This window comes from Nocardiopsis sp. iso_25, assembly GCF_056173305.1.
Genome location: NZ_CM149667.1, coordinates 1863871 through 1878108, shown reverse-complemented (window position 1 = coordinate 1878108; position 14238 = coordinate 1863871). Strand labels below are relative to the sequence as shown.

Annotated in this window: 12 protein-coding genes and 1 riboswitch; of the genes, 3 read left to right on the top strand and 9 right to left on the bottom strand. The window is 75.2% G+C overall.

Annotated features, from left to right (window positions below; translation table 11 throughout):
- Nucleotides 1–10 precede the first annotated feature (10 nt).
- The 7 genes from AC0VX6_RS08185 to rpe form a co-directional block, all read right to left on the bottom strand.
- Nucleotides 11–1171 carry an XdhC family protein gene (locus AC0VX6_RS08185; RefSeq protein WP_274976895.1) on the bottom strand — a complete coding sequence of 387 codons (1161 nt, stop codon included), beginning with the start codon at nt 1169–1171 and terminating at the stop codon, nt 11–13.
- Between the two features lie 111 nt (nt 1172–1282).
- Nucleotides 1283–1747, bottom strand: coding sequence for a PH domain-containing protein (locus AC0VX6_RS08180; protein ID WP_274978090.1), 465 nt, complete (start codon nt 1745–1747; stop codon nt 1283–1285).
- A 248-nt stretch (nt 1748–1995) separates the two neighbouring features.
- On the bottom strand, nt 1996–2469 hold the full coding sequence (gene ribH, locus AC0VX6_RS08175; protein ID WP_274976894.1) for a 6,7-dimethyl-8-ribityllumazine synthase: 474 nt from the start codon (nt 2467–2469) through the stop codon (nt 1996–1998).
- Between the two features lie 125 nt (nt 2470–2594).
- Entirely contained in the window at nt 2595–3884 is a 1290-nt protein-coding gene (locus tag AC0VX6_RS08170) for a bifunctional 3,4-dihydroxy-2-butanone-4-phosphate synthase/GTP cyclohydrolase II (protein WP_274976893.1), read from the bottom strand.
- 92 nt (nt 3885–3976) lie between these two features.
- On the bottom strand, nt 3977–4609 hold the full coding sequence (locus AC0VX6_RS08165; RefSeq protein ID WP_475467994.1) for a riboflavin synthase: 633 nt from the start codon (nt 4607–4609) through the stop codon (nt 3977–3979).
- Nucleotides 4610–4728: 119 nt separating this feature from the next.
- Nucleotides 4729–4859, bottom strand: a riboswitch (FMN riboswitch).
- Between the two features lie 153 nt (nt 4860–5012).
- A complete protein-coding gene (locus tag AC0VX6_RS08160; RefSeq protein ID WP_475469287.1) occupies nt 5013–6005 on the bottom strand; it encodes a phosphatase PAP2 family protein in 993 nt (330 codons plus the stop codon).
- A 250-nt stretch (nt 6006–6255) separates the two neighbouring features.
- Nucleotides 6256–6927, bottom strand: a complete 672-nt coding sequence (rpe, locus tag AC0VX6_RS08155) for a ribulose-phosphate 3-epimerase (protein WP_274976891.1) — start codon at nt 6925–6927, stop codon at nt 6256–6258.
- 287 nt (nt 6928–7214) lie between these two features.
- Between rpe and AC0VX6_RS08150 the strand changes: the two genes are divergently transcribed.
- Together AC0VX6_RS08150 and AC0VX6_RS08145 are read left to right on the top strand one after the other, a co-directional pair.
- Nucleotides 7215–7607 carry a hypothetical protein gene (locus AC0VX6_RS08150; protein ID WP_274976890.1) on the top strand — a complete coding sequence of 131 codons (393 nt, stop codon included), beginning with the start codon at nt 7215–7217 and terminating at the stop codon, nt 7605–7607.
- 3 nt (nt 7608–7610) lie between these two features.
- Nucleotides 7611–8822, top strand: a complete 1212-nt coding sequence (locus tag AC0VX6_RS08145; protein WP_475467992.1) for a hypothetical protein — start codon at nt 7611–7613, stop codon at nt 8820–8822.
- A gap of 382 nt (nt 8823–9204) precedes the next feature.
- Here the strand turns inward: AC0VX6_RS08145 and AC0VX6_RS08140 are convergent, their stop codons facing one another.
- Nucleotides 9205–10674, bottom strand: a complete 1470-nt coding sequence (locus tag AC0VX6_RS08140) for an RsmB/NOP family class I SAM-dependent RNA methyltransferase (RefSeq protein WP_274976888.1) — start codon at nt 10672–10674, stop codon at nt 9205–9207.
- Nucleotides 10675–10742: 68 nt separating this feature from the next.
- Nucleotides 10743–11678 carry a methionyl-tRNA formyltransferase gene (gene fmt, locus AC0VX6_RS08135; protein WP_475467990.1) on the bottom strand — a complete coding sequence of 312 codons (936 nt, stop codon included), beginning with the start codon at nt 11676–11678 and terminating at the stop codon, nt 10743–10745.
- A gap of 111 nt (nt 11679–11789) precedes the next feature.
- Here fmt and AC0VX6_RS08130 point away from each other — a divergent pair, with 111 nt between their 5' ends.
- Complete coding sequence (locus AC0VX6_RS08130) at nt 11790–14036, top strand: primosomal protein N' (RefSeq protein WP_475467989.1); 2247 nt, start codon at nt 11790–11792, stop codon at nt 14034–14036.
- The last annotated feature ends 202 nt before the right edge of the window (nt 14037–14238 follow it).

The window sequence follows — 14238 nt, the reverse complement described above, 5'->3', positions numbered from 1 at the left end:
GGGTTTCGGTTCACTTCACACGGTGGCCGAATCCGGCCGGAACCAGGGGTTTACCCGACGCGTCGTGGTGGATCCGGCCACTGGTCTCGCGCAGGGCCCGCCCGCTGCCGCCCCACCGCACCTGCACCAGCTCCGCGGCGATCGAGACCGCCGTCTCCTCCGGGGTCCGTGCCCCCAGGTCCAGACCGATCGGCGAGTGCAGGCGCGCCAGCTCCGCCTCACCCACCCCGGCCTCGCGCAACCGCTCCAACCGGTCCTCGTGCGTGCGCCGGGACCCCATCGCGCCGATGTACCCGGCACGGGTGCGCAGCGCCGCGCTGAGCACCGGCACGTCGAACTTGGGGTCATGGGTGAGCACGCAGATGGCCGTGCGCTCGTCGATCTGGTCGGCGATCTCGTCCAGGAACACGTGCGGCCACTTGACCACCACCTCCTCGGCGGTGGGGAAGCGCTTGGCGGTCGCGAACACCGGCCGGGCGTCGCACACCGTCACCCGGTAGCCCAGATAGGTGCCCAGGTCCGCGACGGCCGCCGCGAAGTCGATCGCACCGAACACCAGCATGCGCGGCGCGGGCGCGAAGGACTGCACGAACACCTCCAGCTCGTCCCCGCGCCGCTGCCCGTCCGCGCCGTAGCGCAGCAGGCCCGTGCTGCCCTGGGCCAGCATGCCGCGCACGTCGTCGTCCAGGGCGTCGGCCAGCCTGTCGCTGCCCAGGTCCCCCTCGGCGTGGCCGGGCCAGACCACACGGCGCCGCCCCACCCGCCCCTGACCGGAGGGGTCGGAGACGATGGTGGCCACGGCGACCGGCTGGTGCTCGTCGACCGCGCCGATCACCGAGCCGAGCTGGGGGTAGGAGGACCGGCTGATCGGCTCCACGAACATGTGCAGCGTCCCGCCGCAGGTCAGGCCCACGCTGAAGGCGTCGTCGTCGCTGACCCCGTAGGTGCGGCGCACGGGAACCCCCGTGCGGATGACCTCCAGGGCCTCCTCGTAGACCGCGCCCTCCACGCAGCCGCCGGACACGCTGCCGACCGCCTCCCCGGAGGCGCTGACCAGCATCGCCGCCCCGGCGTCGCGGGGAGCGCTCTTGTAGGTGTCGATCACGGTGGCCAGCGCGAACGTCTCGCCCGACGCGTACAGGTCGGACACGGCCGCTCGAATGTCGCGCACGCGGTACCTCTTCCACGTTCCGTCGGTGGCTCTCGGTACCAAACTATGTGCCCCGCACAACACTCGGGAGCCACCGATCCTCAGGAATTCGGCGGCTCCCTCAGGAGGTTCCTACGAGCGGTCGGGCTCGCGGCCCTCGCCTCGCTCGTGCAGCAGCGCGCGGAACTCCTCCAGGGCGCGCCCGGCGGACTCGCCGTCGGCGCGCTGGACGGCCATCACCGCCAGGGTCGTGCCGTCGGACAGGTCCGCCGAGGGCCAGGGCTCGCCCTCGGGCATCCGCACGTCCACGACCTCCGCCCAGGACAGCACGTGGGTGCGGATGCTGTTGACCACCGTCACACCCTCCTCAGCCGCCACCAGCCGCGGCCGGGCCAGCAGGTGCAGGGCGGCCGCGATGGCCAGGCCCAGACCCACCATCAGAACCCGGTCCATGACCCCCCAACTGCCCGGCAGGATCGCCGCCAGGACCGCCAGGGTCACCACGATCAACAGCGCCAGGCCGTAGGCGACCCACCGCACCGACCGGGGCCGCCACGTCCTGGGCAGCACCGCCTGCCCCGACTCCTCGCCGTCCACGGGCTGTTCCCTCGTCCGCACCAACTGCTCCACTTCTGGACCGTGTCCGCCGCGGCCCCGGCACGCCGCCGGGCCGCGCCCCGCGACGCCGTACCGGCGGACGGACCCGCCAGGACCCGCGGCGCGCACCGCCCGCCACGAACCGCCCGGCGGCCACCCGCCGGACCGGGACCCGCGCGCGACACCTCTTCGACCGCCCGCGTGCGCGGACGGCCCACCACCGTCACCGTGCGCGCCACCGGACCGGATCAGCGGCGCAGCCCGCGCAGGACCGCCGCCGTGTCCAGGGCGGCCAGCGCGGCCTCGGCGCCCTTGTCCTCGGCGCTCCCCGGAAGTCCGGCGCGGTCGAGCGCCTGTTCCAGGGTGTCACAGGTGAGCACGCCGTTGCCCACGGGGGTGGAATGGCGCAGCGCCACCTCGGTCAGCCCGTGGGTGACCGACTGGCACACGTAGTCGAAGTGCGGTGTGCCCCCGCGCACGACCGCGCCCAGGGCGATCACGGCGTCGTGCTTGCGGGCCAGCTCCTGGGCGACCACCGGGATCTCGACCGCCCCGGCCACCTCCACCACGACGGGCTCGGCCGCACCCGAGGACCTCACCACGTCCAGGGCTCTGGTGAGCATCGGCTGGACCACGCCCGCGTTCCAACGGGTCACGACGATGCCCACCGACATCCCCGAGGCTTCGACACCGCTGCTGTCGGGGCGTCCTTCACCACTCATGGGCTCCTGCTTCCTCTCCGAACGAACTGTGCGGGCCCCGGGCCGCCGCCGGGACGGACACCGCCCCGGCCCGCGAGGGGGCGCCGAACGCGAAGCGGCCGGTCGGCCGCGCCGCGGGACCGGTGTCAGCGGGAGACGCCGGTCAGGTCGTGGCCCATGCGGTCGCGCTTGGTGCGCAGGTAGTCGATGTTGTCCTCGGTGACGAAGGAGGGCATCGCCACCCGCTCCTTGACCCGCACCCCGTGCTGCTCCAGCCCCTCCGCCTTGGCGGGGTTGTTGCTCAACAGGCGCACCGACGACACCCCCAGGTCCGCCAGGATCTGCGCCCCGGCGCCGAACTCGCGCGCGTCGGCGGGCAGGCCCAGGCGCAGGTTGGCGTCCACGGTGTCCGCACCCTGGTCCTGGAGGCTGTAGGCGCTCAGCTTGTGCAGCAGGCCGATCCCCCGGCCCTCGTGGCCGCCCAGGTAGACGAGCACCCCGCGCCCCTCCTCGGCGATGTCGGCCATGGCGGAGTCCAGCTGGGCGCCGCAGTCGCAGCGGTGGGAGCCGAACGCGTCGCCGGTGAGGCACTCCGAGTGCAGGCGCGCCAGGACGTCGGCGCCGTCGGTCAGGTCCCCGTACACCAGCGCGACGTGCTCGGCCCCGTCGGCGGTGCCCCGGTACCCGAACGCGCGCCACTGGCCGTACCTGTTGGGCAGACGCGTCTGGACCGCGCGGGTGACCAGCGGCGGGTGGGCCTCGGCCTCGGTGAGCGCCTCCCCCAGCGCCTCGCGGTGGGCGGCGAGCTGCTCGACCGAGACCAGCTTGAGGCCGTGCTCGTCGGCGAACGCCCGCAGCTGGGGCAGACGGGCCATGGTGCCGTCGTCGTTGACGACCTCGGCGAGCACGCCCGCGGGACGCAGACCGGCCAGGCGGGCGAAGTCGACAGAGGCCTCGGTGTGGCCGCGCCGGGCCAGCACGCCGCCCGGGCGGGCGCGCAGCGGCAGGACGTGGCCGGGACGCACGAAGTCGGCGGGGCCGCTGCCCCGCGCGGCCAGCAGACGGATGGTGCGGGCCCGGTCGGCGGCGGAGATGCCCGTGGTGACGCCCTCGCGCGCGTCCACGGTCACCGTGTAGGCGGTGCGCAGGCTCTCCTCGTTGCGCGCGGTCATCAGCGGCAGGTCGAGGCGGTCCAGGTCCTGGCCCTCCAGGGGGACGCACACCACGCCGGAGGTGTGGCGGATCGTGAACGCCAGGAGTTCGGGCGTGGCGAGCTCGGCGGCGAAGATGATGTCGCCCTCGTTCTCGCGGTCCTCGTCGTCCACCACCACGATGGCCCGCCCCGCGGCGAACTCGGCGACGGCCTCCTCGATCGTGTCGAGGACGACGGCCTGGTCGATCGGTGTCGTGGCCGGGGTGGGCTCGGTGACGGTCATGGCCGCTCCCTGGGATGCGTCGTGGATGTGGGTGGTGGGGCGGGCGGCGGCCCACCCGCGCGGGTCCGCCCCCTCGTGCCGTGCTCGGGCGCTCACGCCCGCGGGCGGACCGCCGCCACGGCGGCGATGCGCTCGACGTACTTGGCGATGACGTCCACCTCGATGTTCACGGTGGCACCGGCGGCCAGTCCGCCCAGGGTGGTCGCCCGCAGGGTCTCGGGGATGAGGCTGACCTCGAAGAACTCATCCTCGGCCCCGGGCTCGCTGACCGCGGAGACGGTGAGGCTCGTGCCGTCGACGGTGATCGAGCCCTTCTCGACCACGTACGGCGACAGGTGGGCGGGCAGCCCGAAACGCAGAACGTCCCAGTTGTCGCCGGGATTCCGGGAGACCAGGGCGGCGGTGCCGTCGACGTGGCCCTGGACGATGTGGCCGCCCAGGCGGCCGTCGGCGCGGGCGGCGCGTTCGAGGTTGACCCGGGAGCCCGGGACCAGGCCGCCGAGGCTGGAGCGGTCCAGCGACTCCTTCATGACGTCGGCGGTGAAGGTGCCCTCACCCCGGTCGACGACGGTCAGGCACACGCCGTTGACCGCGATGGAGTCGCCGTGTGCGGCGTCCGAGCTGACCAGGGGGCCCCGGACGGTGAGCAGTACGGCCTCACCCGTGGTGCCCGCGGCCTGGATGGAGACGACCTCGCCGAGTTCCTCGACGATTCCGGTGAACACGCCCTTGCCTTCCCTTCGCCTGGTGGCTCCGGGGTGAGGGGACGCGTGGAGAAGGGTCCACGAACAGGACGGCACCGGGGCCGCGCGTCAGCGGACGCGGGCGGCGGGGGGCCGTCCCGACACGTACTGCCTCCCATCCGGACTTTCACCGTCGGTACCGGAATTCCACCGGTTCAACCGGCCGATGGACTCGGCCGGGTCGCGGACTGTCACCGCCGGTTCGGAATTACACCGACCCCGGAGCACGTGTTGAACTTGCTGGTAGGGATCCTAACCCCTCGTCAACAGGAGCGCCTAGCCGGTGTGACGCGAATCATCGGCCCCCACCGCCGACGGCGCGGACGGCGCACGCGCGGACGGGGACCCCGGCGGGCGTGTCGCCGCGAGCCCGCGCCCCGCCTGTTCAGGGGGTCTCGGCCGCGGCCCCGGGCCGGGCGGCCAGACCGCTGCGGACGAAGGCCTCCGGTGCCAGGAAGGAGGCCCAGAAGGTGATCGCGCCGTAGGCGACGAAGGACACGGCGGCGTCGGCGAGCCCGCTCAGGTGGCCGAAGACCACGCTCACGAACACCTGCACCAGCACGATCACCGAGACGCCCAGCACGAAACGGGCGGCCCGGGAGGCCAGGGTGCCCGCGGCGCTGTACCAGCCGCGACGGGCGAGCAGGGTGAAGCCCACGAGCCCGCCCAGCAGGGTTCCGGCCACGGTGTACAGACCGGTGAGGGTCTCGCCGGCCGGGTCGGCGGGGACGGCGCCGATCCACTCCTGGGGGACCGTCCAGTCGCCGCGCACCAGCAGCTGCCACACGGTGGCCGCCAGGCAGGGCAGCAGGGCGACGGCCAGGGCGCAGCCCACCCAGCGGGCGGTGCTCAGCCCCAGCCACCAGGCGGTGACGCGCTCCTCCCAGCGCAGGACCGCCCACAGCAGGATGGCGCCCAGCACCAGCCCGGCCACGACGTCGCTGACGAAGTGCGCGCCCAGGTAGACCCGCGAGAGCGAGACGAGCGCGATGACCGCGACCGCCGCCCACAGCACGGCGCGGCGGCCGGACCTGATGCCGAGGTAGCCCCAGGTGACGGTGGCGCCCTGGGTGTGCCCGGAGGGGATCCCGAAGCTGTCCGAACTCGTGTGGGCCGTGACGCGTGCGTCGAACCAGGGCGGCCGTGCCCCGTAGAGCAGGGACTTGAACAGCTGGTTGACCACACCGGAGCAGGCCACCACGACGAACAGGCGCGCCCCCAGGCCGGGGTTGACGCACCAGAAGACGAGGGTGAGGGCGAGGATGACGAGCGTGTGGGAGCCCAGGTGGGTGACCAGGCCCAGCGGGTGGGCGAGCCAGTCCCCCAGGCCCTGGAGCCAGAGGATGGGGACGGTCTCCGCCTCCCACAGCGCGTCCATGGCCAGGTGCTCGGCGGTCCAAGCGTTCAACGCGTACTCCCAGGGGTCCGCGCCTGGCAACGCGCTCACGCCGCGCCGCTCCCCCACGCGCGCGAAGGCGGAGGGGGAGACGGAGCCGCGACCAAGCGAGATTCACGACTACGAGTCGCACAGCTTAGGGGGAGGCGCCGGGCGGGGCCAGCGAAGGGCGGAACCGTGTCGCGATCGTTGCGCAGACGGACGTTCGGTTGCGGGGGTCGGGGCTTCGGGGTCAGGCCCCGGCGGCGGCCCCGGCGGCGAGGGCGCGCAGGGACTCCACGGCCTTGGCCGGGTCCTGGGCCCCGTAGACGGCCGAACCGGCGACGAAGACGTCGGCTCCGGCCTCGGCGGCCCGCTCGATGGTCTCGTCGCTGACGCCGCCGTCGACCTGGAGCCAGACGGAGGCCTCGCGGCTGTCGAGGATCTCGCGGGCGCGGCGGATCTTGGGCAGGACCACGTCGAGGAACTTCTGTCCGCCGAAGCCGGGTTCGACGGTCATGAGCAGGAGCATGTCCATCTCGCCGACGAGGTCGGCGTAGGGCTCGACGGGCTCGGCGGGGTTGAGGGCCAGGCCCGCGCGGGCGCCGAGGCGGCGGATCTCGCGCAGTGTGCGCACGGGGGCCCCGGCGGCCTTGGCGTGGATGGTGACGCTGCCCGCGCCCGCTTCGGCGTAGGCGGGGGCCCAGCGGTCGGGCTCCTCGATCATCAGGTGGCAGTCCAGGGGGGTGTCGGTCGCCTTGAGCAGGGACTCCACGATGGGCAGGCCGAGCGTCAGGTTCGGGACGAAGTGGTTGTCCATCACGTCGACGTGGAGCCAGTCGGCGGACGGGGACACGGCGGCCGCTTCGTCGGCGAGGTGCGCGAAGTCGGCGCTCAGGATGCTGGGTGAGATCTGGATGGCCACGCGTGCAGTGTAGCCACGGAGGTCGGGGGCGTGTGGTCCGGGTGCGGGGCCCGGAACTGCGGGAACGTGTGGAAATTTTTCCTCTCCTCCCACTGTCGGTGGTGTTTTCATGACGGATCTTTACCTCGTAGATCACAAATCGCCCTTTTCGGACATGAGGAGTGGCCGAGAGGAGTGGGGGGGAGGGTGTCCGCGCGCACCGGGCACGGCCCCCGGGGAGGTGGGGCCCGTGCCGGGTGCCGCGGCGGGCGCCCGCGCGCAGGAGCGGCCGGGAGGACGGAAGGTCCATGAACGAGGACACCGCGGCGGGGCTGGGCGTGGTCTGCGAGCACGCCCGCGACATCCGGGACCGGCTGGAACCGGTGCCCGGCGGTCCCGCTCTGGTCGACGCGGTGCTCGGGGCCGCGCGAGGCGGCGGGGACGCGTCGGCGGAGCTGGCCGGGCTCCAGGAGGCCCTGGTCGCCCTCGACGGGCGCGGACTGGCCGCCCACACCGACGGAGTGCACCTGGTGGGTTCGGGGGGCGCGGCGGTGGCCGGGACAGGCCTGCCCCGCCCCGCCTCCGCCCTGTACGGGTGCCCCCAGGGCGGGTGCGCGCGCACGTGGGAGCCCACACCGGCCGAGGACGTGCCGGTCTGCCTGGTCAGCGGCGCCTCCCTGCGTCCGCCGCGGGGGCGGTAGGCGGTGGGCGACCTGTGGGCGGAACTGGGCCGAAGGCTCACCGAGAGGTGGGTCAGCACCCTCGCGCTGCCCGGTGCCCTCTACCTGGCGGTCGCGACCGCCGCCTACGCCCTGGGCTGGTCCGGGGCGTGGGACGTGGGGCACCTGGCCGAGCGGGTCACCGGATGGGCCGCGGACCCGCGTGTGGACACCTTCGGCGGTCAGGCCCTGGTGCTGGCCGCCGTGGTGGCCGGGAGCACCGCCATGGGCCTGGTCGCCCGGGGGCTGGGCTGGCTGGTCGAGCGCCTGTGGACGGCCGCGGACTGGGAGCGGTGGCCACCGCCGCTGCGCGGCTGGACCGGGCGGTGGGTGCGCTCGCGGCGCGCGCGCTGGGACCGGCTGCGCGGGGAGGTCGAGCGGGCGCGCGGTGGGGGCGGGGAAGCGGAGCGGAGCGAGGAGGCTGGACGGGCGCGGAAAGGGAGCGGTGAAGTCCGGCAAGCGCGGGGCAGCGGCGGGGAGGAGGCGTTCGCGAAGGCCTACGACCGCCTGGCGGGGATCTCCCCCGAACGGCCGGAACGCCCCACCTGGTGCGGTGACCGGATCGCGGCCGTGCGCACGCGGCTGGCCCGCGACCACCGCGCGGACCTGGCCGTGCTGTGGCCGCACCTGTGGCTGGTCCTGCCGGAGGAGGAGCGCGCGGAGGTCACCGCGGCCCGCGAGGACCTGGCCCTCGCCACCGGGCTGACGGCGTGGGCGCTGCTGTACCTGCCGCTGACCGTGTGGTGGTGGCCCGCCGCGCTCGTCGCGGCGGCCGTGGCGGGGATCGCGTGGGTGCGGGCCCGGTCCGCAGTCGGGAACTACGCCACGCTGGTGGAGGCCGTCGTGCGCCTGCACGCGGTGGAGCTGGCCGACCGGGTGGGGGTCGCGCACGAGGGGGTGTTCAGCGGGGAGCTGGGCGAGCGGCTGACCCTGCGCCTGCGCGCGAGCATGCCACCGGGGCCCGTGCCCGCGCCTTCGGTGTCCGCGCCCGTGCCGCCGGTGGCCGCACCTCCGGTGGCCGCGTCGCCAACTCCGGAGCCCCCGGTAACCGCGTCGCAGCCTCCGGCGCCGGTGCCCCCGGTAGCCGGGGCCCAGCCTCCGACGGCCGAGTCCCGGTCTCCGGTACCCGAGCCCGTGCCGCCGTCGGCAGCGGGCACCGCCGACTCCGAGCGGGAGGGCGAAGGACCACGGAGATAGCGGACAGTGCCGCCCACGAACCCGAGGACGAAGGACGCCGTCGGTGGCGAACGCCTCGGTCGACGGCGGACACCGCCGAACCCGGGGCCGGGGAACGAAGGGCGCCCCGCCGCCTCGGACGGGTTGTCCACAGGGCCCCGCGGAAGGGCGCGCAGAGCCCTACTCTGGTATCGGGGGCGCCGCGGGCGTCCGTCGGCGCGGTGACATGCCCCCGTGTCCCAGTGTGACCGGCCGCCCCGCTCCCGCCCACCCCGGATCTCCACCTGTGGACGGCCCGGGGACTCCCCCGGCCCGGGCCGGTGAGGCGACCACCGCGCGGGCGGCCCCCGCGGCTTCAGGACCGCTCGGACCCAGAACTGCTCGGACCCAGAACTACTCGGCTCTAGGACTGCTCGGACCTGCGCAGCAGCGCCAGGAACATCGCGTCGGTCCCGTGCACGTGCGGCCAGAACTGGACGTACCTTCCCTCCGGACCGGCCGCGAGGTCGGGCACCCCGTCCAGGTAGTCGGCGGCGCGCAGCAGCGTGAGGTCGTCGCGCTCGTCGAGTACCCGGCGGACGATCCCGTCGGTCTCGTCCAGGTGCGGCGAGCAGGTGACGTAGGCGACCACTCCGCCGGGGCGCACCGCCTCGACCGCGCTCGTCAGCAGGTCGTGCTGGAGCGGCGCCAGCTCGGCGGCCGAGCCCTCGGTGCGCCGCCAGCGCGACTCCGGGCGTCGGCGCAGCGCGCCCAGGCCCGTGCACGGCGCGTCCACCAGCACCCGGTCGAAGGCCCCCGGCCGCCAGGCGGGCCTGGTTCCGTCGGCGACCACGACCCGGCCGGCGTCGCGCGGGGAGCGGCGCACCGCGCCCGCGACCAGTCCGGCCCGCGCGGGCTGCACCTCGGCGGCCAGCAGGCGGGCGTCGCGCTGCCCGGCCAAGGAGGCCAGCAGACCGGCCTTGCCGCCCGGTCCCGCGCACATGTCGAGCCAGCGCGCGTCGTTCCCGTGGGTGTCCACCCTGGTCAGGGCGAGGGCGACCAGCTGGCTGGCCTCGTCCTGCACCGCGGCCCGGTTCTGGTGCACCTCACGGATCGCCGCCGGGTCGCCCTCGGGCAGGTAGGCGGCGAACGGCGAGTAGCGGGCCTCCTCGGCACCGGCGGCCACCAGGTCGGCGACGGTGGCGCGGCCCGGCTTGGCCACGAGGGTCACGCGGGGGCGCTCGTTGTGCGCGGCGAGCAGGCGCTCGGTCTCGACCAGCCCGTTGGCGGACCGCTCCCCCAGCGCCCGGGCCAGCTCCTTGACCATCCAGCGCGGGTGGCTGTGCACGACCGACAGGTACCCGCTGGGGTCGGTGGCGCGGTCGGGGGCGACCACGGCCGTCCACGCGTCCAGGTCGCGGGCGGAGACCCTGCGCAGGACGGCGTTGACGAACCGGCCGCGGTGGTGGCCCACGACCCTGCGGGCCAGGTCCACGGTGGCGCTGACCGCGGCGTGCGGCGGGATCTTGGTGGACAGCAGCTGGTGGGCGCCCAGGCGCAGCAGCGGCAGCGCCTCGGTGTCCACGGAGGCGAGCGTGCGGTCCACGCAGGCCTCCAGGATCGCGTCGTAGGTGCCCTGGAGGCGCAGGGTCCCGTAGGTCAGCTCGGTGGCCAGGGCCGCGTCGCGGCCGCTGATGCCGCGTTCGCTGAGCAGGGCGGGCAGCAGCAGGTTGGCGTAGGCGTCGCGCTGGCCCACCGCGCGCAGCACGTCGTAGGCGACGCGGCGTGCGGGGTCGCGGGGCCGGGACTGTCCGTCCCCGCTCCGGCCGCCGCCCTGCGCGGGCTTCCCGCCGCGGCGGGGACGGCGGTACGGGGATCGGGACTGCTCGCTCAACGTGTGCTGCCTCAACAAACCGGGGACGGGACCGGCGGGTTCACCCGCCAGGTCGAGACTACGGCAGCTCAGCGCCCCAGGCGGTCCCCGTCGCCGGGGCGCACGCCGCGCGCCCAGTCGACCGCGGCCATGGCGCGCTTGCCCTGCGGCTGCACCTCGCCCAGGACGACCGGGTGGGTGGCGGTCCCGACCAGGACCCGCTTCTTGTCGGCGTGCAGCTGGCCGGGATCGAGCGCGGGTGTGTCGGCGTCGGTGAGGGGGGTGACCGGCCCCACCTTGAGGCGGCCGCCGCGGAAGGTGGTCCAGGCGCCCGGGGCGGGGGTGCAGGCGCGGGCCGTGCGGTCCACGCGCAGGGCGGGGGCGGTGAAGTCGAGTTCGGCGTCCTCGGGGGTGAGCTTGGACGCGTAGGAGATTCCGTCGGCGGGCTGCTCGACCGGGCTGAGCCGGTCGGCGGCGATGCCGTCGACCGTGCGGACGAGGAGTTCGGCGCCGGAGACGGAGAGCCGGTCGAGGAGTTCACCGCTGGTGTCGGTGGGGCGCACGGTCTCGGTGAGGGTGCCGTAGACGGGACCGGCGTCGAGTTCCTTGACGATCCGGAAGGTGGACGCGCCGGTGATGTCGTCGCCGTGCAGGACCGCGTGCTGGACAGGGGCGGCGCCGCGCCATGCGGGGAGCAGGGAGAAGTGCAGGTTGACCCAGCCGTGGCGGGGGATGTCGAGCGCGGACTGGGGCAGCAGGGCGCCGTAGGCGACCACGGGGCAGCAGTCGGGGGCGATCCGCGCCAGCCGCTCCAGGAACTCGGGGTCGCCCGCCTTGGCGGGCTTGAGGACCTCGATGCCCTCGCTCTCGGCGAGTTCGCCGACCGGGCTGGCGGAGACCTTCCGGCCGCGCCCGGAGCGGGCGTCGGGACGGGTGACCACGGCGGCGACCTCGTGGCCGGAGTCGATCAGTGCGCGCAGGGACGGTACCGCCACCTGCGGTGTTCCGGCAAAGACAAGCTTCAACGTGGGTTCCCCTCCACCGAGGTCTGTCGGTTCCCCAGTTCTACCAGTGGCGCAGGGCCGCGCCGCCCGGTGCTCGGGGCGGTGTCGCACGGTTCTGGTAGACAGAGGAGGATGACAGCGCAGCCCGGTCAGCCCGACGGGGTCCTCTTCGACCTTCCGGAACAGGAGAAGGCCACGGCTCGGGCGGCAAGCAGGTCCCGCCGCCCGGCCCCACGCGGGCCCGCCGAGCGGCTGCCCGTCGCGCGCGTGGTCGTGGACACCCCGCTGCCCCACCTGGACCGGTACTTCGACTACCGGGTGCCCGCCGACATGGACGAGGCGGCGGTGCCCGGCTGCCGGGTGAAGGTGCGGTTCAACAACCGCCAGCTGGGCGGCTTCCTGGCCGAACGGGTGGAGACCTCGGAGTTCTCGGGGCGGCTGGCGTACCTGGAGGCGGTGGTCTCCCCCGAACCCGTGCTCACCCCCGAGATCCTGGGGCTGGCCCGCGCGGTCGCCGACCGCTACGCGGGCACGCTGAGCGACGTGCTGCGCCTGGCGGTGCCGCCCCGCCACGCCCGCGTGGAGAAGGAGGCGGCCAAGGCCGCGGAGGCAGCGAAGGCGGACGCGCCTGCGGAGGCGATCGGGACGAACCCGGGCGACGCCCCCTCCGGGGCGGTCCCGCACAACACCCAGTCCGGGGCGGACCCCGGCACCGCACCGAACGCCGCCGACGCCCCACGGGTGTCCGCAACCGTGACGGACGCGCCCTCCGGTACGGAAGCGGCACAGGATGCCGCCGGGGCGGACCCCGGCCCCGGCCCCTGGGCGGACTACCCCGAGGGCCCCTCGTTCCTGCGCGCGCTGCGCACGGGCCAGCCCGCCCGCGCGGTGTGGAACGCCCTGCCCGGCGCCGGGTGGGCGGACGCGGTGGCGGTCGCCGCCGCCCAGACCCTGGCCGCCGGGCGCGGCACCGTGATCGTGGTGCCCGACGGCCGCGACGTGCAGGCCGTCGACCACGCCCTGGAACAGCGCCTGGGCGGGAGCCGGTACGCGGCGCTCACCGCCGACCTCGGACCGGCCGAGCGCTACCGGCGCTGGCTGTCGGTGCTGCGCGGCGGGGTCCGGGTCGTGGTCGGCACGCGCGCGGCGGTGTTCGCGCCGGTGCGCGACCTGGGACTGGTGGTGCTGTGGGACGACGGCGACGACGTGCACGCCGACCCGCACGCCCCCTACCCGCACGCGCGCACGGTGCTGTCGATGCGGGCGCACCGCGCCGGGGCCGGTGCCCTGATCGGCGGGCACACGCGCACCACCGACGCCCAACTGCTGGTGGAGTCGGGGTGGGCGCACCCGCTGACCGCCGACCGGGCGACCCTGCGCCGCCGCGCGCCCGTGGTCCGGGCGGCCGGGGACGACCGGGAGCTGGCCCGCGACGAGGCGGCGCGGTCGGCGCGGATGCCGAGCGTGGCCCTGCGCGCGGCCCGCGAGGCCGCGCGGACCGGTCCGGTGCTCTTCCAGGTTCCGCGCCGGGGCTACCTGAACACGCTGGCCTGCGCCGGGTGCCGCGAGCCCGCGCGCTGCGACTCCTGCCGGGGACCTCTGGCCGTGCGCGGTTCGCACGCCATGCCCTCGTGCGGCTGGTGCGGCCGGGTCGCCGGGCAGTGGGCGTGCCCGGAGTGCGGTGTCACCCGCATGCGCGCCGTGGTGGTGGGCGCCCGCCGCACCGCCGAGGAGCTGGGCAGGGCGTTCCCCTCGCTGACCGTGCGCACCTCGGGCCGCGAGGAGGTGCTGTCGCGGGTGGCGGACGCGCCGTCGCTGGTGGTGGCCACCCCGGGGGCCGAACCGGTGGCCGACAACGGCTACGCGGCGGCGGTCCTGCTGGACGGCTGGGCGCTGCTGAACCGGATGGACCTGCGCGCCTCGGAGGAGGCCCTGCGTCGTTGGCTGAACGCGGGCGCCCTGGTGCGGCCGGGCGGCACGGTGGTGGTGTCGGCCGACGCCTCGCTGCCGGTGGTGCAGTCGTTCGTGCGGTGGGACCCGACGGGCTTCGCCGAGCGCGAGCTGGCCGAGCGCCGCGAGCTGGGATTCCCCCCCGCGGTGGCGATGGCCTCGGTCACCGGCGCTCCCGAGCACGTGCGCGAACTGCTCGACCAGATCGAACTGCCCGAGGGCGCCGAACTCCTGGGGCCGGTGCCGGTGGGCGCGGACCGGGCGGTCGGCCCGGACGGCGCCCAGCCCACCGAGCGGGCGCTGCTGCGGGTGCCCCGGGCCGGGGTGGGCGCGCTGTCCCGGTCGCTCAAGGTGGCGGCCTCGGCGCGCAGCGCGCGCCGCGACGAGCACCTGGCGCAGGTGCGGATGGACCCGCTGCACGTGGTCTAGGCGGTGTCCGGGGAGGCCCCGGGACCGTCCGTCCGGAAGTGTCACCGGTGTGACGCGAGGTGCCCGGACCCGTGGTGGTTCCGGAGGAGTCACCCGGCACCGCGGTCAGGGCTGCTCCCGTCGCACCCCTCCCCGACACCACCGTGGTACACCGGTGGATCCTGTACTCACAGCGGGTCCGGGTGCTCGGACCTCGCCGTGA

Excerpts from the sequence above, each read along its gene's own strand:
- ribH (WP_274976894.1), bottom strand. The coding sequence starts at position 2,469 with ATGAGTGGTGAAGGACGCCCCGACAGCAGCGGTGTCGAAGCCTCGGGG.
- AC0VX6_RS08170 (WP_274976893.1), bottom strand. The coding sequence starts at position 3,884 with ATGACCGTCACCGAGCCCACCCCGGCCACGACACCGATCGACCAGGCC.
- AC0VX6_RS08160 (WP_475469287.1), bottom strand. The coding sequence starts at position 6,005 with ATGGACGCGCTGTGGGAGGCGGAGACCGTCCCCATCCTCTGGCTCCAG.
- AC0VX6_RS08150 (WP_274976890.1), top strand. The coding sequence starts at position 7,215 with ATGAACGAGGACACCGCGGCGGGGCTGGGCGTGGTCTGCGAGCACGCC.
- AC0VX6_RS08130 (WP_475467989.1), top strand. The coding sequence starts at position 11,790 with ATGACAGCGCAGCCCGGTCAGCCCGACGGGGTCCTCTTCGACCTTCCG.